This is a genomic window from Pseudomonas canadensis, from assembly GCF_030980095.1.
Taxonomy (GTDB): Bacteria; Pseudomonadota; Gammaproteobacteria; order Pseudomonadales; family Pseudomonadaceae; genus Aquipseudomonas; species Aquipseudomonas canadensis.
Genome location: NZ_CP133298.1, coordinates 2,051,038 through 2,073,686, shown reverse-complemented (window position 1 = coordinate 2,073,686; position 22,649 = coordinate 2,051,038). Strand labels below are relative to the sequence as shown.

The 22,649-nt window shown below is 57.3% G+C and carries 18 protein-coding genes, 2 tRNA genes and 3 rRNA genes; 10 read left to right on the top strand and 13 right to left on the bottom strand.

Annotated elements, in window-relative coordinates; genetic code table 11:
* Window positions 1-33 precede the first annotated feature (33 nt).
* Window positions 34-486 (bottom strand): SRPBCC family protein, encoded by a 453-nt coding sequence (locus tag RB216_RS09740; protein ID WP_028619510.1) that lies wholly within the window; start codon window positions 484-486, stop codon window positions 34-36.
* Window positions 487-565: 79 nt separating this feature from the next.
* Complete coding sequence (locus RB216_RS09735; RefSeq protein WP_240040316.1) at window positions 566-931, bottom strand: TonB-dependent receptor; 366 nt, start codon at window positions 929-931, stop codon at window positions 566-568.
* On the opposite strand from RB216_RS09735, the gene RB216_RS09730 reads away from it, so the two are divergent.
* Window positions 914-1,315, top strand: coding sequence for a GFA family protein (locus RB216_RS09730; protein ID WP_028619508.1), 402 nt, complete (start codon window positions 914-916; stop codon window positions 1,313-1,315). The two genes, RB216_RS09735 and RB216_RS09730, sit on opposite strands and share 18 nt — an antisense overlap.
* A 1-nt stretch (window position 1,316) precedes the next feature.
* Here the strand turns inward: RB216_RS09730 and mrdA are convergent, their stop codons facing one another.
* From mrdA to RB216_RS09700, 6 genes are all read right to left on the bottom strand, one after another.
* Window positions 1,317-3,209, bottom strand: coding sequence for a penicillin-binding protein 2 (mrdA, locus tag RB216_RS09725; RefSeq protein ID WP_068931704.1), 1,893 nt, complete (start codon window positions 3,207-3,209; stop codon window positions 1,317-1,319).
* Between the two features lie 259 nt (window positions 3,210-3,468).
* Window positions 3,469-3,584: ribosomal RNA gene (gene rrf / locus RB216_RS09720) — 5S ribosomal RNA — on the bottom strand.
* Between the two features lie 155 nt (window positions 3,585-3,739).
* A 23S ribosomal RNA gene (locus RB216_RS09715) occupies window positions 3,740-6,632 on the bottom strand.
* Window positions 6,633-6,870: 238 nt separating this feature from the next.
* A tRNA-Ala gene (locus RB216_RS09710) sits at window positions 6,871-6,946 on the bottom strand.
* A 9-nt stretch (window positions 6,947-6,955) separates the two neighbouring features.
* Window positions 6,956-7,032 (bottom strand) — tRNA-Ile (locus RB216_RS09705).
* A gap of 124 nt (window positions 7,033-7,156) precedes the next feature.
* Window positions 7,157-8,693, bottom strand: a 16S ribosomal RNA gene (locus RB216_RS09700).
* Together the 16S, 23S and 5S rRNA genes with 2 tRNA genes alongside form the textbook arrangement of a ribosomal RNA operon.
* Window positions 8,694-9,335: 642 nt before the next feature.
* On the opposite strand from RB216_RS09700, the gene rhtA reads away from it, so the two are divergent.
* The 4 genes from rhtA to RB216_RS09680 all read left to right on the top strand — a co-directional run bounded on the left by rhtA (window position 9,336) and on the right by RB216_RS09680 (window position 12,152).
* Window positions 9,336-10,223: a threonine/homoserine exporter RhtA gene (gene rhtA / locus RB216_RS09695; RefSeq protein ID WP_068932449.1), complete on the top strand. Its 888-nt coding sequence runs from the start codon at window positions 9,336-9,338 to the stop codon at window positions 10,221-10,223.
* Window positions 10,224-10,400: 177 nt separating this feature from the next.
* Complete coding sequence (locus RB216_RS09690) at window positions 10,401-10,682, top strand: hypothetical protein (protein ID WP_028615818.1); 282 nt, start codon at window positions 10,401-10,403, stop codon at window positions 10,680-10,682.
* A 111-nt stretch (window positions 10,683-10,793) separates the two neighbouring features.
* On the top strand, window positions 10,794-11,525 hold the full coding sequence (locus RB216_RS09685; RefSeq protein ID WP_028615817.1) for an SDR family oxidoreductase: 732 nt from the start codon (window positions 10,794-10,796) through the stop codon (window positions 11,523-11,525).
* A 36-nt stretch (window positions 11,526-11,561) separates the two neighbouring features.
* Window positions 11,562-12,152: a 2-hydroxychromene-2-carboxylate isomerase gene (locus RB216_RS09680; RefSeq protein WP_028615816.1), complete on the top strand. Its 591-nt coding sequence runs from the start codon at window positions 11,562-11,564 to the stop codon at window positions 12,150-12,152.
* Here RB216_RS09680 and RB216_RS09675 read toward each other — a convergent pair.
* Complete coding sequence (locus tag RB216_RS09675; RefSeq protein ID WP_122684576.1) at window positions 12,149-13,135, bottom strand: zinc-dependent alcohol dehydrogenase family protein; 987 nt, start codon at window positions 13,133-13,135, stop codon at window positions 12,149-12,151. The two genes, RB216_RS09680 and RB216_RS09675, sit on opposite strands and share 4 nt — an antisense overlap.
* 116 nt (window positions 13,136-13,251) lie before the next feature.
* Between RB216_RS09675 and RB216_RS09670 the strand changes: the two genes are divergently transcribed.
* Window positions 13,252-14,160 carry a LysR family transcriptional regulator gene (locus RB216_RS09670; RefSeq protein ID WP_068932458.1) on the top strand — a complete coding sequence of 303 codons (909 nt, stop codon included), beginning with the start codon at window positions 13,252-13,254 and terminating at the stop codon, window positions 14,158-14,160.
* On the opposite strand, the gene RB216_RS09665 is transcribed toward RB216_RS09670, so the two are convergent.
* The 3 genes from RB216_RS09665 to RB216_RS09655 all read right to left on the bottom strand — a co-directional run bounded on the left by RB216_RS09665 (window position 14,153) and on the right by RB216_RS09655 (window position 17,674).
* Window positions 14,153-15,961: an aminopeptidase P family protein gene (locus tag RB216_RS09665; RefSeq protein WP_308908615.1), complete on the bottom strand. Its 1,809-nt coding sequence runs from the start codon at window positions 15,959-15,961 to the stop codon at window positions 14,153-14,155. The two genes, RB216_RS09670 and RB216_RS09665, sit on opposite strands and share 8 nt — an antisense overlap.
* A 49-nt stretch (window positions 15,962-16,010) precedes the next feature.
* On the bottom strand, window positions 16,011-17,171 hold the full coding sequence (locus RB216_RS09660) for a cysteine desulfurase family protein (RefSeq protein ID WP_308908614.1): 1,161 nt from the start codon (window positions 17,169-17,171) through the stop codon (window positions 16,011-16,013).
* 233 nt (window positions 17,172-17,404) lie between these two features.
* On the bottom strand, window positions 17,405-17,674 hold the full coding sequence (locus RB216_RS09655; protein WP_028615811.1) for a hypothetical protein: 270 nt from the start codon (window positions 17,672-17,674) through the stop codon (window positions 17,405-17,407).
* A gap of 398 nt (window positions 17,675-18,072) precedes the next feature.
* Here RB216_RS09655 and msuE point away from each other — a divergent pair, with 398 nt between their 5' ends.
* From msuE to RB216_RS09635, 4 genes are all read left to right on the top strand, one after another.
* Window positions 18,073-18,636: an FMN reductase gene (msuE, locus tag RB216_RS09650; protein WP_028615810.1), complete on the top strand. Its 564-nt coding sequence runs from the start codon at window positions 18,073-18,075 to the stop codon at window positions 18,634-18,636.
* 9 nt (window positions 18,637-18,645) lie between these two features.
* Window positions 18,646-19,788 carry an FMNH2-dependent alkanesulfonate monooxygenase gene (gene ssuD / locus RB216_RS09645; RefSeq protein WP_028615809.1) on the top strand — a complete coding sequence of 381 codons (1,143 nt, stop codon included), beginning with the start codon at window positions 18,646-18,648 and terminating at the stop codon, window positions 19,786-19,788.
* 158 nt (window positions 19,789-19,946) lie between these two features.
* Window positions 19,947-21,134 carry an acyl-CoA dehydrogenase family protein gene (locus RB216_RS09640; protein WP_308908613.1) on the top strand — a complete coding sequence of 396 codons (1,188 nt, stop codon included), beginning with the start codon at window positions 19,947-19,949 and terminating at the stop codon, window positions 21,132-21,134.
* An 11-nt stretch (window positions 21,135-21,145) separates the two neighbouring features.
* Window positions 21,146-22,249: a sigma-54 interaction domain-containing protein gene (locus RB216_RS09635; RefSeq protein ID WP_028615807.1), complete on the top strand. Its 1,104-nt coding sequence runs from the start codon at window positions 21,146-21,148 to the stop codon at window positions 22,247-22,249.
* On the opposite strand, the gene RB216_RS09630 is transcribed toward RB216_RS09635, so the two are convergent.
* Window positions 22,238-22,603, bottom strand: coding sequence for an antibiotic biosynthesis monooxygenase (locus RB216_RS09630; RefSeq protein WP_026000062.1), 366 nt, complete (start codon window positions 22,601-22,603; stop codon window positions 22,238-22,240). The two genes, RB216_RS09635 and RB216_RS09630, sit on opposite strands and share 12 nt — an antisense overlap.
* Window positions 22,604-22,649 lie beyond the last annotated feature (46 nt).

The window sequence follows — 22,649 nt, the reverse complement described above, 5'->3', positions numbered from 1 at the left end:
TGAGGATGCCCGTTACCCTCAAGCCTGGCGGGCCTAGCTCAGGTAGTTTTCGATATTGCCCATCTGTTCGTCCCAGCCACGGGAATTCATTTTGAAGGCCTTCTGCCGTCGTGCCTCAGGCACGGCATCAAACCCGGATTCGACCACCCGCAGCAGAATACCCGGCGCCCGATCCTCAATCGTGAATTCCACCAACGTTGGGGTTTCCTGGTAGTAGTCGACATCCTCATCTACCGCATAGGGATGCCACCAGAAAGAAAACAGTGTTTGCGGCAGGATGCGTTCGATCCTGGCCTTCCAGATCACATGTTCGTAGCCCGGATAAGTGATCGGCGCCTCGATTCTTTGCCCGGCAACGAAGGTTTTGCCTGTAAGGGCGATACCAAACCATTGGCCGAATTGCTCGGCATCGGTGATGGCCTCCCAGACCTGCCTACGTGACGCGTTGAGCAGGGCTTTTCGTTCGATTCGATCCAATACGTGCATAAGTCACCTCCTCCATTGACAGTAGGCGACATCGAACAATGCGCAACCTTTCGGCCACGCATTGGTGTTGCGACTTACTTCAGAACTTCCACTTGGCGTTGACCATCGCGTTACGCAGCTCGCCGTAGGAACCTGAGTTGAACGTGCCCATGCCGTCGTAATACTTCTTGTCGAACAGATTGTTGACGTTCAGTCCTACGGACAAGTGCTCATCCACCTGGTAGTTCGCCAACAGGCCCGCCACAGCGAAGGAATCCTGGACCGCCTTGTAGCACGGCCCGGTGTAGTTGATCTGCGTGGTGGCATACGACTCGCGGTAGGTGTAGCCGCCGAATACGTTCCAACCGGCAGCCACTTCACCGGAAATCTCGGATGCGCAGCGTGTCGGCGAAAGGTAAATTGTCCCCCTCCCCTTGAGGTGATCACGATGACTCAACAGCTCCATGGAAGTTGCTTCTGCAAGGCCGTGCACTATCAACTCGACAGCCTGGATATGCCCATCAGCCACTGCCATTGCGACAGCTGCCGCAAGGTGCATGCGGCGGCATTTGTGGCGACGGCAGGCGTGATGCGTGAACACTTTCGCTGGACACAGGGCCAGGAGTTGCTGGCGTCCTTCGAATCGTCGCCGGGTAAACTGCGGCATTTCTGCTCGCGCTGTGGTTCACACCTGATGGCGGAGCGAGGGCATCAACCCCACGTCATTGTGCGGGTGGCGACGCTGGATGACGATCCAGGCGTCAGGCCCACCGCGCACATCTGGACCGCCCATGATGTGCCTTGGCTGGTCTACGAAGACGTAGACCAATGGGACGAGTGGAAAGCCTGAATCACACCTTGGGGTCGCCGGGCGCTTTTGCCGGCGTCGCATATTGCGGTTTCAGATGGCCTTCCTGGTCGAGCAGCCAGGCGTCCATGATCTGGCGCACCACCGGGCCTGCCACGCGGCCACCGGCCTCGCCGTTTTCGATCATCACCGAAATCACGATCTTCGGGTGTTCGGCCGGCGCGAAGCCAACGAACAGGGCGTTGTCGCGATGGCGTTCCAGGGTCTTCTCCCGGTTGTAGCGCTCACCTTGCTTGATCGCCACCACTTGCGCCGTACCACTCTTGCCGGCAATGCGGTATTGCGCGCCTTGTGCGGCAGCGCGGGCGATGCCACGCGGATCGTGCATCACCAGTTGCATGCCGTGATTGACCTGTTCCCAGTCACGCGGGTCCTTGAGGACCACGTTGGGCATGGGGTTTTCATCCACGGGTGGCACACCATTAATGGTCTTGGCCAGGTGCGGTCGGTTCCACACGCCTTTATTGGCGATCAGTGCGGTAGCCTGGGCCAGTTGCAGTGGCGTGACCTGCATGTAGCCCTGACCAATGCCGAGGATCACGGTTTCGCCCGGGAACCAGGGTTGCCGGCGCGTGGCGCGCTTCCAGGCCTGGGAAGGCATCAGGCCGGCGGACTCTTCGAACATGTCCAATGAGACTTTCTGGCCCAGGCCGAACTCAGCCAGGTAGTCGTGCAGGCGATCGATGCCCAGCTTGTGGGCCAAGTCGTAAAAGTAGGTGTCGTTGGAACGCATGATGGCCGCGTCCATGTCCACCCAACCGTCGCCGCTGTGGTTCCAGTTGCGGTATTTGTGGTCAAAGTCCGGCAACTGGTAGTAGCCAGGATCGAATACTCGGGTTTGAGCAGTGACAACACCACTGTCCAGGCCGGCGATGGCGACTTCCGGCTTGATGGTCGAACCTGGCGCGTAGAGCCCGCGTAATACACGGTTGAACAGCGGACGGTCGATGGAGTCGTGCAGCGCGGCGTATTCCTTGAAGCTGATACCGGTAACAAACAAGTTCGGATCGAAACTTGGCTTGCTGACCATGGCCAGTACTTCACCGGTTTGCGGGTCCAGTGCAACCACCGAACCACGGCGATCACCCAAGGCTTCTTCTGCCGCTTCCTGAAGGTGCACGTCGAGGCTCAGCACGATGTTTTTGCCGGGGATCGGGTCGGTGTGCTTGAGTACGCGCAGTACGCGGCCCTGAGCATTGGTCTCGACCTCTTCATAGCCGACGTGGCCATGCAACTCGGATTCGTAGAAGCGCTCGATACCGGTCTTGCCGATGGACTGCGTACCGCGGTACTCCACGGAGTCGAGGGCTTTGGATTCCTTCTCGTTGATCCGGCCTACGTAACCGATGGAGTGCGCAAAGTGAGCGCCCAACGGGTAATGGCGGACGAACTGCGGTTCTACGTCTACGCCTGGGAGGCGGAACTCGTTCACGGCCAGCAGCGCGATCTGCTCTTCGGTCAGTTCGTAAAACAAGGTCACAGGGACGAAAGGATGGCGCGCCTGTTTCAGCGCCTTGTCGAAGACAGCGCGGTCTTCGGTAGGCAGGTGCAGCAAGCTGACGATAGCGTCCAACTCCCCCTTGAGGTCGGTAGTGCGTTCGCGGGTGATGGTCAGGTTGTAGCTGGGGCGGTTGTCGGCCAGTACCACGCCGTTACGGTCATAGATCAACCCACGCGTCGGGGTGATCGGCAATACGTGGACACGGTTGTTCTCGGAAATCGTGGAGTGATAGTCGAACTGTACGACCTGCAGGAAGTACATGCGCCCCACTAGCGCGCAGGTGATGCCGATCACCAACAGCGCGCAGGCGAGCAGGCGCTTGTTGACTAGGCGGTTCTCTTTTTCGTGATCTTTGATCGGTATGGGTTCAGGCATTTCTACAGCATCTCGTTGAATAAGGTCGACGCCGCGTCCTGCGGATGAAACATCAATCCCTGTGAAAATGTGCTGCACCATACCAAAAATGCGGAAACACTTTGTATCGAATTCCCGAACGGCATGCTGATGAGCCGTTTTTATGAGAGGAATTGCGCAGAGGAGTCAAAGGGTTGTCGAATTGATTTGCGATGACTGACTTTTCGACCGCCCAAAACAAAACCCCATCTGCTTTCGCAAATGGGGTTTCGGAATTTAATCTTGACGATGACCTACTCTCACATGGGGAAACCCCACACTACCATCGGCGATGCATCGTTTCACTACTGAGTTCGGGATGGGATCAGGTGGTTCCAATGCTCTATGGTCGTCAAGAAATTCGGGTACTGAATCGTGGCTTATGCCTCGCTTCAGCAAATTGGGTATGTGACAGCTTTCGGTGCTTGTGAGCGTCGAACTTTCGGTTCATTTTCGTCTTCACACACCGCAATCTGATGCTCGTTAGAGTAGTCAAATTGCTTGGGTGTTATATGGTCAAGCCTCACGGGCAATTAGTATTGGTTAGCTCAACGCCTCACAGCGCTTACACACCCAACCTATCAACGTCGTAGTCTTCGACGGCCCTTCAGGGAACTCAAGGTTCCAGTGAGATCTCATCTTGAGGCTAGTTTCCCGCTTAGATGCTTTCAGCGGTTATCTATTCCGAACATAGCTACCCGGCAATGCCACTGGCGTGACAACCGGAACACCAGAGGTTCGTCCACTCCGGTCCTCTCGTACTAGGAGCAGCCCCTCTCAAATCTCAAACGTCCACGGCAGATAGGGACCGAACTGTCTCACGACGTTCTAAACCCAGCTCGCGTACCACTTTAAATGGCGAACAGCCATACCCTTGGGACCGGCTTCAGCCCCAGGATGTGATGAGCCGACATCGAGGTGCCAAACACCGCCGTCGATATGAACTCTTGGGCGGTATCAGCCTGTTATCCCCGGAGTACCTTTTATCCGTTGAGCGATGGCCCTTCCATACAGAACCACCGGATCACTAAGACCTACTTTCGTACCTGCTCGACGTGTCTGTCTCGCAGTCAAGCGCGCTTTTGCCTTTATACTCTACGACCGATTTCCGACCGGTCTGAGCGCACCTTCGTACTCCTCCGTTACTCTTTAGGAGGAGACCGCCCCAGTCAAACTACCCACCATACACTGTCCTCGATCCGGATAACGGACCTGAGTTAGAACCTCAAAGTTGCCAGGGTGGTATTTCAAGGTTGGCTCCACGCAGACTGGCGTCCACGCTTCAAAGCCTCCCACCTATCCTACACAAGCAAATTCAAAGTCCAGTGCAAAGCTATAGTAAAGGTTCACGGGGTCTTTCCGTCTAGCCGCGGATACACTGCATCTTCACAGCGATTTCAATTTCACTGAGTCTCGGGGTGGAGACAGCGCCGCCATCGTTACGCCATTCGTGCAGGTCGGAACTTACCCGACAAGGAATTTCGCTACCTTAGGACCGTTATAGTTACGGCCGCCGTTTACCGGGGCTTCGATCAAGAGCTTCGCGTTAGCTAACCCCATCAATTAACCTTCCGGCACCGGGCAGGCGTCACACCCTATACGTCCACTTTCGTGTTTGCAGAGTGCTGTGTTTTTAATAAACAGTCGCAGCGGCCTGGTATCTTCGACCGGCATGAGCTTACGGAGCAAGTCCTTCACCCTCACCGGCGCACCTTCTCCCGAAGTTACGGTGCCATTTTGCCTAGTTCCTTCACCCGAGTTCTCTCAAGCGCCTTGGTATTCTCTACCCAACCACCTGTGTCGGTTTGGGGTACGGTTCCTGGTTACCTGAAGCTTAGAAGCTTTTCTTGGAAGCATGGCATCAACCACTTCGTTAACTAAAAGTTAACTCGTCATCAGCTCTCGGCCTTAAGATCCCGGATTTACCTAAGATCTCAGCCTACCACCTTAAACTTGGACAACCAACGCCAAGCTGGCCTAGCCTTCTCCGTCCCTCCATCGCAATAACCAGAAGTACAGGAATATTAACCTGTTTTCCATCGACTACGCTTTTCAGCCTCGCCTTAGGGACCGACTAACCCTGCGTCGATTAACGTTGCGCAGGAAACCTTGGTCTTTCGGCGTGGGTGTTTTTCACACCCATTGTCGTTACTCATGTCAGCATTCGCACTTCTGATACCTCCAGCAAGCTTCTCAACTCACCTTCACAGGCTTACAGAACGCTCCTCTACCGCATCACTTACGTGATACCCGTAGCTTCGGTGTATGGTTTGAGCCCCGTTACATCTTCCGCGCAGGCCGACTCGACTAGTGAGCTATTACGCTTTCTTTAAAGGGTGGCTGCTTCTAAGCCAACCTCCTAGCTGTCTAAGCCTTCCCACATCGTTTCCCACTTAACCATAACTTTGGGACCTTAGCTGACGGTCTGGGTTGTTTCCCTTTTCACGACGGACGTTAGCACCCGCCGTGTGTCTCCCATGCTCGGCACTTGTAGGTATTCGGAGTTTGCATCGGTTTGGTAAGTCGGGATGACCCCCTAGCCGAAACAGTGCTCTACCCCCTACAGTGATACATGAGGCGCTACCTAAATAGCTTTCGAGGAGAACCAGCTATCTCCGAGCTTGATTAGCCTTTCACTCCGATCCACAGGTCATCCGCTAACTTTTCAACGGTAGTCGGTTCGGTCCTCCAGTTAGTGTTACCCAACCTTCAACCTGCCCATGGATAGATCGCCCGGTTTCGGGTCTATTCCCAGCGACTAGACGCCCTATTAAGACTCGCTTTCGCTACGCCTCCCCTATTCGGTTAAGCTCGCCACTGAAAATAAGTCGCTGACCCATTATACAAAAGGTACGCAGTCACCTAACAAAGTAGGCTCCCACTGCTTGTACGCATACGGTTTCAGGATCTATTTCACTCCCCTCTCCGGGGTTCTTTTCGCCTTTCCCTCACGGTACTAGTTCACTATCGGTCAGTCAGTAGTATTTAGCCTTGGAGGATGGTCCCCCCATATTCAGACAAAGTTTCTCGTGCTCCGTCCTACTCGATTTCATGATTAAGAGATTTTCGCGTACAGGGCTATCACCCACTATGGCCGCACTTTCCAGAGCGTTCCGCTAATCTCAAAGCCACTTAAGGGCTAGTCCCCGTTCGCTCGCCACTACTAAGGGAATCTCGGTTGATTTCTTTTCCTCAGGGTACTTAGATGTTTCAGTTCCCCTGGTTCGCCTCTTGCACCTATGTATTCAGTACAAGATAACCATCTTATGATGGCTGGGTTCCCCCATTCAGACATCTCCGGATCAAAGTCTGTTTGCCGACTCCCCGAAGCTTTTCGCAGGCTACCACGTCTTTCATCGCCTCTGACTGCCAAGGCATCCACCGTATGCGCTTCTTCACTTGACCATATAACCCCAAGCAATCTGGTTATACTGTGAAGACGACATTCGCCGAAAATTCGAATTTCTCAATTAAGAGAACTCACAAATTTTACCTTAGCCTGATCCGTCACCAGTGAAAGTAACGTTCAGTCTATCTTTCTATCACATACCCAAATTTTTAAAGAACGATCTAATCAAAGACTAGAAATCAATATTCATACTCGAATATTCATTTCTAAACTCTAACAGGTAGAAGCAGTTAATGGTGGAGCCAAACGGGATCGAACCGTTGACCTCCTGCGTGCAAGGCAGGCGCTCTCCCAGCTGAGCTATGGCCCCATACAAAATTGGTGGGTCTGGGCAGATTCGAACTGCCGACCTCACCCTTATCAGGGGTGCGCTCTAACCAACTGAGCTACAGACCCAATTTCGAGCGCGTAACTGATTAGCTAAGAGCTATCAGCTTGGAGCTTAAAGCTGCTTCTATCGTCTTCTTCAATGAATCAAGCAATTCGTGTGGGAACTTATGGAGCAGCTGATGTCGTCGATTAAGGAGGTGATCCAGCCGCAGGTTCCCCTACGGCTACCTTGTTACGACTTCACCCCAGTCATGAATCACACCGTGGTAACCGTCCTCCCGAAGGTTAGACTAGCTACTTCTGGTGCAACCCACTCCCATGGTGTGACGGGCGGTGTGTACAAGGCCCGGGAACGTATTCACCGCGACATTCTGATTCGCGATTACTAGCGATTCCGACTTCACGCAGTCGAGTTGCAGACTGCGATCCGGACTACGATCGGTTTTATGGGATTAGCTCCACCTCGCGGTTTGGCAACCCTCTGTACCGACCATTGTAGCACGTGTGTAGCCCAGGCCGTAAGGGCCATGATGACTTGACGTCATCCCCACCTTCCTCCGGTTTGTCACCGGCAGTCTCCTTAGAGTGCCCACCATTACGTGCTGGTAACTAAGGACAAGGGTTGCGCTCGTTACGGGACTTAACCCAACATCTCACGACACGAGCTGACGACAGCCATGCAGCACCTGTCTCAATGTTCCCGAAGGCACCAATCTATCTCTAGAAAGTTCATTGGATGTCAAGGCCTGGTAAGGTTCTTCGCGTTGCTTCGAATTAAACCACATGCTCCACCGCTTGTGCGGGCCCCCGTCAATTCATTTGAGTTTTAACCTTGCGGCCGTACTCCCCAGGCGGTCAACTTAATGCGTTAGCTGCGCCACTAAAAGCTCAAGGCTTCCAACGGCTAGTTGACATCGTTTACGGCGTGGACTACCAGGGTATCTAATCCTGTTTGCTCCCCACGCTTTCGCACCTCAGTGTCAGTATTAGTCCAGGTGGTCGCCTTCGCCACTGGTGTTCCTTCCTATATCTACGCATTTCACCGCTACACAGGAAATTCCACCACCCTCTACCATACTCTAGTCAGTCAGTTTTGAATGCAGTTCCCAGGTTGAGCCCGGGGATTTCACATCCAACTTAACAAACCACCTACGCGCGCTTTACGCCCAGTAATTCCGATTAACGCTTGCACCCTCTGTATTACCGCGGCTGCTGGCACAGAGTTAGCCGGTGCTTATTCTGTCGGTAACGTCAAAACACTAACGTATTAGGTTAATGCCCTTCCTCCCAACTTAAAGTGCTTTACAATCCGAAGACCTTCTTCACACACGCGGCATGGCTGGATCAGGCTTTCGCCCATTGTCCAATATTCCCCACTGCTGCCTCCCGTAGGAGTCTGGACCGTGTCTCAGTTCCAGTGTGACTGATCATCCTCTCAGACCAGTTACGGATCGTCGCCTTGGTGAGCCATTACCTCACCAACTAGCTAATCCGACCTAGGCTCATCTGATAGCGCAAGGCCCGAGGGTCCCCTGCTTTCTCCCGTAGGACGTATGCGGTATTAGCGTTCGTTTCCGAACGTTATCCCCCACTACCAGGCAGATTCCTAGGCATTACTCACCCGTCCGCCGCTCTCAAGAGAAGCAAGCTTCTCTCTACCGCTCGACTTGCATGTGTTAGGCCTGCCGCCAGCGTTCAATCTGAGCCATGATCAAACTCTTCAGTTCAAACATCTTTGGGTTTTTAAGAAACCCTAAACTTGGCTCAGCAATCGTTGGTTACATCTTTGATTTCTCGCGGAGTAACTTGTGATGCTGATAATCTGGCTGACTATCAGTCTGACCCCACAAGCACCCACACGAATTGCTTGATTCAGTTGTTAAAGAGCGGTTGGTTAAGATCTTTCGTCTCAACCGAGGCGCGCATTCTACAGCAGCCTCATTTGCTGTCAAGTGATTATTTTCAGAAGCTTTCGAAGATTTCTTCAACAACTTCAACCACTTGCGCTTCCGATCTCTCGTCAGCGGGAGGCGAATTCTACAGCGTTACACGCTGCTGTCAACACCTCTTTTTCAACTTCCTTTTGGCTTCGATGAACTGAAGCAACCTGCTGCCGAAAACCACATAACTCATTGTTTACCAAGGAGTTTTCCGTTTCGACTGCGCCGGAAGTGGGGCGAATTATAGACGTCTGAAATCTGCCGTCAACTCTTAATTTGTTTTTTCTATCAGAAGGGCTGAAAACCGCTAAATCCGCCTTTTTTAGCCTCTCGATAAGGATAATTGAGCAATATATTGCCCAACCTCAAACAGTTAAGCATCATAGTGCCGACGTTTCTCTTAATATGACTTCGGACGAACACTCCCAAATGACCACCTCCCCCCGCAGCCTGGCCTCGACATTGTTCCCCGTCGGCCTGCTGCTGATCGCCATGGCCTCCATCCAGTCCGGCGCCTCGCTGGCCAAGAGCATGTTCCCTATCGTCGGCGCACAAGGCACCACGGCGCTGCGCCTGATTTTCGCCAGCGTAATCATGCTGCTTCTATTACGCCCATGGCGCGCCAAGTTGACGGCAAAGTCCCTGCGGACGGTGATCGTCTACGGAATGGCATTGGGCGGCATGAACTTCCTCTTCTATATGTCCTTGCGCAGCGTACCTCTTGGGATTGCGGTCGCCCTGGAATTCACCGGGCCGCTTGCCGTCGCGATCTATGCCTCTCGGCGCGCCGTCGACTTCCTCTGGATTGCCCTGGCGATCGTCGGCTTGCTCTTACTTATCCCGATGGGCGAAGCGAGCAGCGGTATCGATTTACTGGGTGCGGGTTACGCCCTGGGTGCAGGGGTCTGCTGGGCGCTCTACATTCTGTATGGTCAGAAAGCCGGTAATGACAACGGCGTACAGACCGCCGCCCTTGGCGTAATGATCGCGGCCTTGTTTGTTGCGCCTATCGGTATCGTCCATGCGGGCAGCGCATTGCTGACGCCTGCCCTGATCCCGGTCGCCATCGGTGTCGCCATTCTGTCCACCGCCCTCCCCTACACACTAGAGATGGTTGCACTGACGCGCCTCCCCGCCCGAACTTTCGGCACACTCATGAGCATCGAACCGGCGTTTGGCGCCCTCTCCGGCCTGTTGTTCCTGCACGAACACCTGTCACTCGCACAGTGGCTGGCGATCACGTGCATCATCCTGGCCTCCGTAGGCGCTACTGTGACGATGCGCAGCGAGTCAAAGCCACTGGTACCAGCGGATTGAAGCCTGTTTGAATCTAGCTCTGGTATTTACCATTCATTTAGGCCATGTTTAAGCCGTAAACGAATGTCATTCATGGAGAATTTCGACAAGGAATTTCGACAAGGACAGCGCGAACGCTACACCCGAGAGCGAGTAAAGCCAGCCTGTAGTATTGCGGGCCGGCTATTAAGGATAGGAATGAAGCGAATTTTGATACTGTTAATGGTCATGGCGATTACCGGTTGTGCCGCGACCACCAAGACAGAAGTGAAACGTGGCAAAAAAGGGCTGCATATCAACTGTTCCGGCCTGTCTTCTTCCTGGGACCAGTGCTACACCAGTGCAACCAACTCTTGCGGCGCCAAGGGCTACCGGGTTATCGCAAAGTCCGGCGACAATTCCGAGGAACCAGGGGACTACCCCTTCGGCCTCAACCCTGCTGGCTACACCAGCCGCAGCATGATCGTCATCTGCAAGTAGTCGCTTGAGCAGTCACCCCCTGACTGCTCTCATTAAATTCCAACTACAAACCCAGCCCTTCTCGCCGTTGCGTCTAAACTCCTGCTCGACTATCGAGCCAAGAGAGTTCCCATGACGCACAACAAGAAAATCGTATTGGTTGTGGGCGCCGGAGACGCAACGGGTGGCGCTATTGCCAAACGTTTTGCCCGCGAAGGCTACGTGGCGTGTGTCACTCGCCGCAGCGCCGATAAATTGCAGCCGCTGGTAGACAGCATCCACGCGACAGGCGGTGAAGCCCATGGCTTTGCCTGCGATGCCCGTAAAGAAGAAGACGTCATTGCGCTGATCGACCAGATCGAAACCGACCTGGGTCCGATTGAAGCCTTCGTGTTCAACATCGGCGCCAACGTGCCGTGCAGCATCTTGGAAGAAACCGCACGCAAGTATTTCAAGATATGGGAGATGGCTTGCTTCTCCGGGTTCCTGAATGCACGCGAGGTGGCCAAGCGTATGGTCACGCGTAATCGAGGCACCATTCTGTTCACAGGTGCCACCGCAGGATTGCGCGGCGCGGCAGGGTTTGCCGCCTTCGCTGGCGCCAAGCACGGTATCCGGGCACTCGCGCAAAGCATGGCGCGGGAACTGGGGCCCAGGAACATCCACGTCGCCCATGTGGTGGTCGATGGCGCCATCGACACCGACTTCATACGTGACAATTTCCCGCAGAAATACGCGCTCAAGGACCAGGACGGTATCCTCAACCCCGAGCACATCGCCGAGAACTATTGGTACCTGCACAGCCAGCCACGCGACGCCTGGACATTTGAACTGGACCTGCGTCCCTGGAATGAACCCTGGTAAGCACGACCCCACAATAATAAGCAGCGAGCATCGACCATGCGTAAAACCCTGGAATTCTTCTTTGACCTCGGCAGCCCCGCCACCTACCTGGCTTACACCCAGTTACCCGCACTGTGCGCTTCAACCGGTACGCAGCTGATTTATAAGCCCATGTTATTGGGCGGCGTGTTCAAGGCCACGGGCAACGCCTCTCCCATCACCGTTCCCGCCAAAGGTCGCTACATGTTTGATGACCTGGCGCGCTATGCCCGCCGCTACAACGTACCGCTCAAGTTCAATCCGCACTTTCCCATCAACACCCTGGTGTTGATGCGTGCAGTGACCGGCATCCAGCTGCGTCAACCCGAGCACTTTGACGCCTTTGTGGATTGCCTGTTCCGCGCGCTCTGGGAAGACGGTCGCCACTTGGGAGATCCCGTCGTTGTGGCTGCCGTGCTAACCGAGCATGGTTTCGATCCGGAGGAGGTCCTGGCCTTGGCCAATGACGAAGCGGTAAAGGCCGCCCTCAAGGACAACACCGAACACGCCGTGAAACGCGGTGTGTTCGGTGCGCCCAGCCTATTTGTAGGCAACCAGCTGTTCTTCGGTCAGGACCGTCTGGATTTTGTGCGTGAAGCACTGACTTAAATCTCAATCGCCAAGCGCCCTTGCGCGCCGCTTGCGAGCACATCGTAGGCGGCGTTCGCACTGTGCAAATTGAATGCACGCCCATCCAGGATCGGCTTGAGCTTACCGGCATCGATCAAGCGCGCGGCCTCGGCAAGAATCTGCCCGTGATGCTCACGCCCCTTACCGGTCAGCAACGGCAGCAAGGTGAACACACCCGAGTAGGTCGCCCCACGAAACGACAATGGGGCCAGGCTGTGTTGCCCCCATCCCAGGCAACTCACGACATGACCGTGATAGGTCTTGGCGGCTCGAAAGGATGCATCCAGCGTTTCGCCGCCGACAGTGTCATACACAATGTCGAAGCCTTCGCCCGCGGTGTGCTGCGCGACGTACTCTTCGACCGTCTGCTGCTGATAGTCGATAAACGTCGCACCCAGCCCCTCGATTACTGAGCGATGCTTGGCGGATCCCGTGGCATACACCTGCGCTCCGCGAGCAATCGCCAACTGCACTGCAACATGCCCTACACCGCCCGCGCCGCCTTGGATCAGTACTTTGTGCCCGGAGCCTACATGCGCCCGGTCCACCAAGCCCTCCCACGCAGTGATCAGCACCAGCGGCAATACCGCCGCTTCACGCATGCTCAACACCTCAGGTTTCTTCGCCAGCAAGCGGACATCGACGGCCGCGTACTCGGCCAATGAGCCCTGTGCGCCACCAATGCCGGTCGCCAACCCATAGACATCATCGCCCACATGCCAATCACCGACGTCAGGACCTACCGCTTCCACGGTACCTGCCACATCCATACCGAGCACTGCCGGTAATGGCTGCCGGGCGTGGGCAGCCTGGCCTGCGCGGATTTTCCCGTCCAAAGGGTTAAGGCCACTGGCGCTGATTCGGACCAGGACTTGGCCAACGCCTGCTACCGGTTTGGGAATTGTCGTCAGCCGGAATGGCGCGTCCACGGCATCCACAATCAAAGCGTGCATATCAGTCATGTTGGCGATCTCGCGTCATCGAAGAATGAAATCAATGATCCGCCAGCCAATTCATGCTGATAAGACACCAAAAGACTATAGTTCCTATGCTTAATAGGCATGAGTTGGAACCCCCAATGGATAAACTCAACGCAATGGCGATTTTCGTTCGAGTGATCGAACGCGGCAGCTTTTCCGCCGTCGCCCGGGAAATGCAAACTACCCAACCCACCATCAGCAAAGTCCTGCGCGCCTTGGAAACCGAACTGGGTGGCAAGCTGATTGCCCGCAGTACACGTCAACTGTCCCTGACCGACGAAGGTCAGCGGTACTACAGCCATTGTCGTGAAATCCTCGCCGCCGTGGACGCCGCCGAACACAGTTTCCAGACCGGCAAAGAGGCGATCGCCGGCCCATTACGCGTGGGTTCGTCGGTAAGTTTCGGCCGCCTGCAGATTGCTGCACGCTTGAGCGATTTCCTGCAGAAATACCCTGACGTACAAGTAGACCTGCAACTCAACGATCACCTGCAAGACATGGTCAGCGAAGGCTTGGACGTAACCCTGCGAATCGGTGAACTGCGCGACAGCGGCTTGATCGCCAGGCAAATCGGCACCACCCACCGCGTCACCCTGGCCAGCCCGGCCTACCTGGCCAAACATCCCACGCCGAAAACCCCGCAGGATCTCAGCCAGCACAACTGCCTGCTGTTCAACCTGCTCAGCAGCCAGAACCAGTGGGTTTATGAAAAGAATGGCGCGCGACACAGCGTGCGCATCACCGGCAACGCCCAGAGCAACAACTCCGAAGCGGTGCGGGAGATGGTGTTGACGGGGCTTGGCATTGCGCTGTCGCCCCTGTGGTTGTTCCATGACGATTTGAAAGCCGGCCGCGTGATTGCGTTATTGCAGGACTACACCCCGCAACCACTGCCGATCCATGCGGTGTCAGCACCCAATCGCCGCCAGTCGGCCCGGGTCAAGGCATTCGTCGACTATATGGCCGACGCTTTGGCCCAGGCCCCCGAACTGCAGGCGGTCAAATAGCCGCAGTGCGCACCTGCAACCATTCAAGCGCGGCACCATCAAGCAATGGACTCAAACGCTCACGTACCTCGGCATGGTAAGCGTTGAACCACTCACGCTCGTCTGCCGTCAGCAGCGACGGTTCCAGACAGCGCGTGTCGATCGGACACAGGGTCAGGGTTTCGAACTTGAGGAACTCGCCGAACTCGGTCTTGCCGGCTTCGCGGTTCAGCACCAGGTTCTCGATACGCACGCCCCAGCGTCCCGGACGGTAAGTGCCCGGTTCGATGGAGGTGATCATCCCCGGCTGCATCGCCGTTTGCGGCGCAGTGGCCGCCTGATAGGCAATCACTTGCGGACCTTCATGCACATTGAGGAAATAGCCTACGCCGTGCCCGGTACCGTGGCCGTAGTCCACGCCTTCCGCCCAGATCGGCGCGCGAGCAATCGCGTCCAGCAGCGGTGACAGGATGCCTTTCGGGAAATGCGCACGGGACAAAGCAATCACGCCCTTGAGTACACGAGTGCAGTCGCGCTTCTGTTCCTCACTCGGCGTACCGATTGGCACCATCCGCGTGATATCCGTGGTGCCGCCGAGGTACTGGCCGCCCGAATCGATCAGCAGCAGGCCATCGCCTTCGATCACTGCGTGTTCTTCTTCAGTGGCGTGGTAATGCGGCATCGCACCGTTGGCGTTATAGGCGGCGATGGTGTTGAAACTCAGCGACACATAACCGGGGCGACGGGTGCGCGCAGCGGTCAGGTGTTCGTCGATGGTCAGTTCGGTGATACGTTCGCGACCCAGCGCACTGTCCAGCCAGGCGAAGAATTCGCACAGCGCCGCGCCATCCTGCTCCATGGCTTGGCGGATGTGCTCCGCGTCGGCCAGGCTCTTGCGCGACTTGGCAAGTGTCGTCGGGTTGAGGCCTTCGATCAGCTTGACGCCGGCATCGAGATTTTCCAGCAAGCCAGCGGTAACGCGAGCCGGATCGACCTGCAAACTGGCGCCCGCCGGCACCGTACGCAAGGCATCCGCCACTTCGCTGTAGTCGCGCAGCGTCACGCCATCCTGTTCCAGCACCGCCCGCAGCTCGGCATCGACTTTGCTCAGCGCCACGAACAACGTGGCCTGCTGTTGATTGATCAACGCAAAGGACACAAACACTGGGTTGAACGAAACATCCCCTCCACGCAGATTGAACAGCCAGGCGATGTCGTCCAGGGTCGCGATGAAGTGCCAGTCGGCGCCCTTCTCTTTCAAGGCCGCACGCAGCGAGGCGAGTTTCTCACCACGGCTGACGGTGGCCTGAGGCGGCAGGTGTTGATAGATCGGCTGGTTCGGCAGTGTCGGACGGTCTTTCCAGACTTCATCCAAAAGGTCGATATCAGTACGCAGTTGTGCACCGCGCTCTGCCAACTTGCCGCCCAAGGTACGCGCCGAGGCCACGGCCATCACCGCACCGTCCACCGCGACTACGCCACCTTCCGGCGTCTGCTCGGCCAGCCACTCCAGCGGTCCTGGTTGGCCCGGCTGCAGTTTCACCAATTCGATGCCGCTGCCCTTGAGTTCCTTGGTCGCTTGTTCCCAGTAACGGCTATCGGCCCACACGCCGGCGAAATCCGCAGTGACAATCAGCGTCCCGACCGAACCATGAAACCCCGACAACCATTGCCGCCCCTGCCAATAACCCGGCAGGTACTCGGACAAGTGCGGGTCGGCCGACGGCACCAGCAGGGCGTGAATGCCCTCGCGGCTCATCAGTTCACGGGTGTGCGCCAAGCGCTGGGGAACCGTTCCATGGGTCAAAGGCTGCGTACTCATTGTGTCTCCTGCTAACCACGAATAATTATTATGTGTTGCGATAAATGAATCAGACCGCCCAGAACGCCGGTGCGCTGGCCAGGGATGCCTTGATCAATTGCACCGCCTGGTCGATATCCTGCTCGGTGGTAAACCGGCCGAGGCTCAAGCGAATGGTGCGGCCGGCGCTGCGTGCATCATGGCCCAACGCCAGGAGCACGTGGGACGGCGCATTGCTCGCCGAATTACAGGCCGAGGTCGCGGAAAACGCGATCCCCGCACTCAACGCAGCGGCATTGAATTCACCTTCGCCAAACGTGAGGCTCAGGGTATGTGGAATACGCTGCGTCGCGCTGCCATTGAGGCGCACGCCGGCCACCGCTTCCAACTGATCCAGCAAGCGCTGACGCAAGGCGACGATTACCGCCTTTTCTTCAGTAAAAGACGCCGCCGCCAGGGCAAACGCGGTGCCCATGCCGGCAATCTGATGGGTCGCCAGAGTGCCGGAGCGCAAACCGCCTTCGTGACCGCCGCCGTGAATCTGCGCCAACACCTTCTGCTGCGCCCGTGGGCCGACGTACAACGCGCCGATCCCTTTGGGGCCATACAACTTGTGGGCCGAAAACGACATAAGGTCCACTGGCCATTGCGCCAGATCGATTGCCACCTTGCCCGCGCCCTGCGCCGCATCCACATGCAACAACGCGCCGTGTTCACGCACTCGCGCGCCGATGGCGGGGATGTCGTTGAGGGTGCCCAGTTCGTTGTTCACCAGCATCAGCGAAACCAGGAACGTGTCTTCACGCAAGGCTTCGCTGACGGCATCGGCACTGATCAGCCCATCGGCATCCGGCACCAGGTACGTGACGGCCACGCCGGCTTCCTGCAGTTGCCGGGCGGTATCCAACGTGGCCTTGTGTTCGATCTGGCTGGTGATGATATGCCCACCCGCCACGCCCCGTGCCTGGGCCACGCCCTTGATTGCAAGGTTGTTGGATTCGGTGGCGCCGGAGGTCCAGACGATTTGCTCGGGGTTGGCACCGACCAATTCGGCCACCTGGCGACGCGCCTGCTCGACCGTATGCCGGGCCGCCTGGCCGAACGCATGGGAACTGGACGCGGGGTTACCGAAATTGGCATTGAAGCCCAGACACTCGACCATTACCTGGATGACCCGCTCATCCACCGGGGTGGTGGCGGCGTAGTCGAAATACAGCGGACGTTTATTCATGACGTTAAAAACTCGCAGAGCAGGTTCCCGAGAGCAGCGTCTCAGGGGCACGGACCGGAACAGAGGTCGTCAGATTTAACCGATCGAATGCCATTAAAGAAGGACCACTTTATGTAAATGTGCGTAGGAACGCTCCTGAAATTCAGCTTAACAGGCTGAAGTCGCACCATGGCAAACAAAAAGCCCGAGGTTCCTTAGGGGAATCCTCGGGCTTTGTGCCGTCAGGCGCGGGATCAACTGGGACGACCATGCAGGGTCACGCTCCGTTCGGCATTCATTTCGCCCTGGCGATCAAAGCCGAAAGGCTTCTGTGGCTGTCCGGTCAGCGCGGCGCGCTGTTGTTGGTATTCATCAAACGACAAACCACGACGACTCAATGCTTCCAGGGCCAACTGCTTGGTTTCTTCCGCCGTGTAGGGGCGCAATTCTGGCGAAGGATGGGTCGCACATCCGGCGAGGACTGAGCTGACAATCAATAAGGAAACAGCGAGGAATCGGTTCATGGCGGCGGCCCTGCAAAGGAGGTTTCGAGTCAATGAACACAGGCTACTCCCGGCCCCGCACGGTGAAAAATCACCTGCCTTGATAGTCGCTATCAACCGCCAAGACACCTCCAATAGCAAGACCTCCATATTTCTTTATGATCTATAAATATGGAAATACGTTCATTTACGGAATAAATCCAACCCTCTATAACGGGTGCTACGCCGCATCGGAACTGTTGCCCACGCAACTGTTGCCAGCGCAACAGCCAATCAACAAATCACCAGCCAGACAACAGCGACACTTTTCGGCAGCAAGCCTGCAACCCACGCCAATCAAGGCTCGCGCCCGTTGGTATAGCTCTTGCTCAACAGGTTGCACCTACCGTTCTGCACCTCTGTTGAAAAAGGAACTGTTCATGACCCGTCCCCTGAATGTCGTTGCCCTCTCCGGTGGAACCTGGCGCCCGTCACGCACCCTGGTGCTGACCCAAGCGGTGCTCGCCGAACTGGCCACGTTGCTGCCGATCCAGACCACCCTGATCGAACTGGGCGACATTGCCCGACCTCTGGGAGGTGCGCTGTCCCGCGACGAACTGCCGGCAGACGTCGAATCCCAACTGTTGGCCATCGAACAGGCCGACCTGCTGATCGTCGCTGCGCCGGTGTATCGCGGCTCCTACCCCGGCCTGCTCAAGCATCTGTTCGACTTGATCGGCCTCAATGCCCTGATCAACACGCCGGTACTGCTTGCCGCCACCGGCGGCAGCGAACGCCACGCGCTGGTGCTCGATCATCAACTGCGCCCGCTGTTCAGCTTTTTCCAGGCATTGACCTTGCCGATCGGTGTGTATGCCACCGAAGCCGACTTCACCGACTACCAAATAACCAGTGAACTCTTAAAAGCCCGTATTCAACTGGCGGCAGAACGTGCAGCGCCTTTGTTTGCAGCGCACTCCCTCTCTCTGTTGAAAATCGCTTAAGGATTGGTCATGGATGTTTTCTGGTTTCTACCCACACATGGCGACGGGCATTACCTGGGCACCACCCAAGGTGCGCGGCCGGTCACCCTTAATTACCTGAAACAAGTAGCTCAGGCCGCTGACAATCTCGGCTACCACGGCGTGCTGATTCCCACCGGGCGTTCGTGCGAAGACTCCTGGGTCATCGCCTCGGCGCTGGTGCCGCTGACCGAACGCCTGCGTTACCTGGTAGCGATTCGTCCGGGCATCATCTCGCCGACTGTTTCTGCCCGCATGGCGGCAACCTTGGATCGCCTGTCCAACGGTCGCTTGCTGATCAACGTGGTGACCGGCGGCGACCCGGATGAAAACCGTGGCGACGGCAGTTTCCTCGACCACAGTGAACGTTACGAAGTCTCCGATGAATTCCTACAGATCTGGCGTCGTGTGTTGCAAGGCGAATCGGTAGATTTCGAAGGCAAACACCTGCGCGTGCAGAACGCCAAGGCGCTTTACCCACCGGTGCAGAAGCCTTATCCACCGCTGTATTTTGGCGGATCCTCCGACGCCGCCCACGACCTTGCCGCCGAGCAGGTCGACGTCTACCTGACCTGGGGCGAACCGCCTGCCGCCGTCGCAGAAAAACTCGCGGACGTGCGTGAACGCGCCGCACGCCACGGGCGCACGGTGAAATTCGGCATTCGCCTGCATGTGATCGTGCGCGAAACCGAAGAAGACGCCTGGAAAGCCGCCGACAAACTCATCGAGCACATCAGCGACGAAACCATTGCCGCCGCGCAAAAATCCTTCTCGCGTTTTGACTCCGAAGGTCAGCGGCGCATGGCCGCCCTGCACGACGGGCGCCGCGACAACCTGGAAATCGCCCCCAACCTGTGGGCCGGCGTCGGCCTGGTGCGCGGCGGTGCCGGCACGGCGTTGGTGGGCAATCCGCACCAAGTCGCCGAGCGCATCAAGGAATACGCGGACTTGGGGATCGAGAGTTTCATCTTCTCCGGCTATCCGCACCTGGAAGAGGCGTATCGCTTCGCCGAACTGGTGTTCCCGCTGCTGCCGGAACCCTACGCCAGCCTGGCCGGACGTGGCGTCACCAACCTCACTGGCCCGTTTGGCGAAATGATTGCCAACGATGTACTGCCAACGACAAAGGCCTGAACCGCTGCTCTTCTGTAGGAGCCGGCTTGTTGTGGTGAGTAGGGCTTGTCCCCCGACGGGTTCGCCGCCGATGCAAGGGGGCTGCTTCGCAGCCCAGCGCAGGGCAAGCCTGCTCACCACAGCAAGCCAGCTCCTACAAGGAAAATAGAGGAAACCCCGTGACAGCCAAACCCCACAGCGTCCTGCCCTCCCCCTTGCAGACCGCCAAACTGCTGGCCGCCGAATTCGCCCTCACCGCCGTCGAGCGCGACGAGCGCGGCGGCACGCCCAAAGCCCAACGTGACGCCCTGCGCCACAGCGGCCTGCTGGCCCTGAGCATCCCCATCCAATACGGCGGCCTCGGCGCACGCTGGAGCGAAACCCTGGGCATCGTGCGCGAATTCGCCAAGGTCGATAGCTCCATCGCCCATGTCTTCGGCTTCCACCACCTGATGCTTGCCACCGTGCGCCTGTTTGCGCGCCCGGACCAGTGGCAACCCTGGTTCGAACAGACCGCGCGCAAAAACTGGTTCTGGGGCAACGCCCTCAACCCGCTGGACACCCGCACGGTGGTCAAGGATTTCGGCGGCTGGCGCGAGTTCTCCGGCAAAAAGAGCTTCTGCTCCGGCGCCAGCGACTCGGAAATGCTGATCGCCTCGGCAGTGGACGAAACCGCCGGCGGCAAGCTGCTGATCGCCGCAATCCCGAGCGGGCGCAGCGGCATCACCTTGCACAACGACTGGAACAATATCGGCCAGCGCCAGACCGACAGCGGCAGCGCCAGCTTCGAACGGGTGCGTGTTGAAGAATCCGAATTGCTGCTCGATCCCGGCCCACTGAGTACGCCCTTTGCCTGCCTGCGCCCGCTGATCGCCCAGTTGACCTTCACGCATATGTTTCTCGGCATTGCCGAAGGTGCCTTCGAAGAAGCGCGCAACTACACCCTGACCGAAACCCGCGCCTGGCATAAGTCTTCGGCTGAAGACGTGCGCCAAGACCCTTACGTGCTGCATCACTACGGTGAGTTCTGGGTCGCCCTGGAAGGTATCCGCCTGCTGGTGGAGCACGCCGCAGAGTTGCTCGACCAAGCCTGGGCCAAGGGCCCGAACCTCAGCGAAACCGAGCGCGGCCAGCTAGCCATTGCCATCGCCACCGCCAAAGTCGCCGCCACCCGTCAGGGTCTGGACTTGTGCAGTCGGTTGTTCGAAGTCACTGGCGCGCGCTCCACCCACGCCTCGCTACGGCTGGACCGCCACTGGCGCAACCTGCGTACGCAGACCCTGCACGATCCGGTGGACTACAAACTTCACGAACTGGGGGATTGGGCGTTGAACCAATCCCTGCCAATTCCTACGTTCTATTCCTAAGAGAGGTGCCCATGCAGCTGTTGACCCTACCGCCCTCGCCCGCACTCGCGACGTCGATCCGCGCCACGGCCCAGGTCTTCGAAGACCCGAAATCCCAGGCATTGCTCGACCATATCCAGCAAGTGGCGCCGAGCGAAGCCAGCGTGCTGATCATCGGCGAGACCGGCACCGGTAAAGAGCTGGTGGCGCGCCACATCCATAACCTCAGCGCGCGGCGCAACCGACCGTTTGTGGCGGTGAACTGCGGGGCATTCTCCGAATCCCTGGTGGAAGCCGAGCTGTTCGGCCATGAAAAAGGCGCCTTCACCGGCGCCCTCAGTGCCAAGGCCGGTTGGTTTGAAGAGGCAGACGGCGGCACCCTGTTCCTGGATGAGATCGGCGATTTGCCGATGGCAATCCAAGTGAAGCTGCTGCGCGTGCTACAAGAGCGTGAAGTCGTACGCCTGGGTTCGCGTAAGAGCATTCCGATTGATGTGCGCGTATTGGCCGCGACCAACGTGCAACTGGAAAAGGCCATCAACGCCGGGCATTTCCGTGAAGACCTCTATTATCGCCTCGACGTGGTCAGCCTGGAACTCAGCCCGTTGCGCGAGCGCCCCGGCGATATCCTGCCGCTGACCCGGCACTTCATCGAAGCCTACAGCCAGCGCCTGGGCTACGGCCCGATCACGATCAGTCGTGAGGCCGAGCACAAACTCAAGAGCTACAGCTGGCCCGGCAACATCCGCGAGCTGGAGAACGTGATTCACCATACCTTGTTGATCTGCCGTAACGGCGTGATCGAACGGGACGACCTGCGCCTATCGAACATGCGCATCGAACGCCAGGACGACAGCCAGCACAGCACCGACAACAGCGCCGAAGCCTTGCTCGCGCGCGCCTTCCAGAAGCTGTTCGAAGAACAGGCCGGCGCCCTGCACGAAAAGGTCGAGGACGCCCTGCTACGTGCCGCCTATCGCTTCAGCCATTACAACCAGGTACACACCGCCAACCTGTTGGGCTTGAGCCGCAACGTCACACGCACGCGCCTGATCAAGATCGGCGAGCTGGCGGTGAACAAGCGCCGACCCGGTGAAAACGTGCAAGGCGAGCGCATGCTGCATTTATCCATTTAGGCGGCAGTGCAGCGCGTTGTCATGGCTGCGCTCGAAACTGCGCAGCACCTGGAACGAACCGAAGGTCACCGCCGTGGCCTGATGGGCGCGGATCAGCGTCCAGAAATCTTCCTCGCCATGCTCAAAGCACTGGAAAGCCGCCTCGCCGTCTTCACGCGAGCGCCATTGCAGGTAGTTGAGCACCCGCCGTCCGTCATCACTGACCTGCACACTTGCATTGATAAAGCCGCCGTGGCCCTGGGCCAGGCGTTCGCTTTGGGTGGTCAAGGCCGCCACCAGGGCGACTTGCTGCTGGGGCTCGATCTGAAATTCAATCAATTGAGTGAAGCTGCGATTTTTCTCTGATACCTGCATGAACACTCCCCTTCCTCTGTAGGCAGAATCTTGCGATTCGATGCCA

What these genes read in the sequence shown, in the direction of transcription:
- RB216_RS09740 (WP_028619510.1), bottom strand. Translation starts at nt 486, where the DNA reads ATGCACGTATTGGATCGAATCGAACGAAAAGCCCTGCTCAACGCGTCA.
- RB216_RS09730 (WP_028619508.1), top strand. Translation starts at nt 914, where the DNA reads ATGACTCAACAGCTCCATGGAAGTTGCTTCTGCAAGGCCGTGCACTAT.
- RB216_RS09735 (WP_240040316.1), bottom strand. Translation starts at nt 931, where the DNA reads ATGGAGCTGTTGAGTCATCGTGATCACCTCAAGGGGAGGGGGACAATT.
- mrdA (WP_068931704.1), bottom strand. Translation starts at nt 3,209, where the DNA reads ATGCCTGAACCCATACCGATCAAAGATCACGAAAAAGAGAACCGCCTA.
- rhtA (WP_068932449.1), top strand. Translation starts at nt 9,336, where the DNA reads ATGACCACCTCCCCCCGCAGCCTGGCCTCGACATTGTTCCCCGTCGGC.
- RB216_RS09690 (WP_028615818.1), top strand. Translation starts at nt 10,401, where the DNA reads ATGAAGCGAATTTTGATACTGTTAATGGTCATGGCGATTACCGGTTGT.
- RB216_RS09685 (WP_028615817.1), top strand. Translation starts at nt 10,794, where the DNA reads ATGACGCACAACAAGAAAATCGTATTGGTTGTGGGCGCCGGAGACGCA.
- RB216_RS09680 (WP_028615816.1), top strand. Translation starts at nt 11,562, where the DNA reads ATGCGTAAAACCCTGGAATTCTTCTTTGACCTCGGCAGCCCCGCCACC.
- RB216_RS09675 (WP_122684576.1), bottom strand. Translation starts at nt 13,135, where the DNA reads ATGACTGATATGCACGCTTTGATTGTGGATGCCGTGGACGCGCCATTC.
- RB216_RS09670 (WP_068932458.1), top strand. Translation starts at nt 13,252, where the DNA reads ATGGATAAACTCAACGCAATGGCGATTTTCGTTCGAGTGATCGAACGC.
- RB216_RS09665 (WP_308908615.1), bottom strand. Translation starts at nt 15,961, where the DNA reads ATGAGTACGCAGCCTTTGACCCATGGAACGGTTCCCCAGCGCTTGGCG.
- RB216_RS09660 (WP_308908614.1), bottom strand. Translation starts at nt 17,171, where the DNA reads ATGAATAAACGTCCGCTGTATTTCGACTACGCCGCCACCACCCCGGTG.
- RB216_RS09655 (WP_028615811.1), bottom strand. Translation starts at nt 17,674, where the DNA reads ATGAACCGATTCCTCGCTGTTTCCTTATTGATTGTCAGCTCAGTCCTC.
- msuE (WP_028615810.1), top strand. Translation starts at nt 18,073, where the DNA reads ATGACCCGTCCCCTGAATGTCGTTGCCCTCTCCGGTGGAACCTGGCGC.
- ssuD (WP_028615809.1), top strand. Translation starts at nt 18,646, where the DNA reads ATGGATGTTTTCTGGTTTCTACCCACACATGGCGACGGGCATTACCTG.
- RB216_RS09635 (WP_028615807.1), top strand. Translation starts at nt 21,146, where the DNA reads ATGCAGCTGTTGACCCTACCGCCCTCGCCCGCACTCGCGACGTCGATC.
- RB216_RS09630 (WP_026000062.1), bottom strand. Translation starts at nt 22,603, where the DNA reads ATGCAGGTATCAGAGAAAAATCGCAGCTTCACTCAATTGATTGAATTT.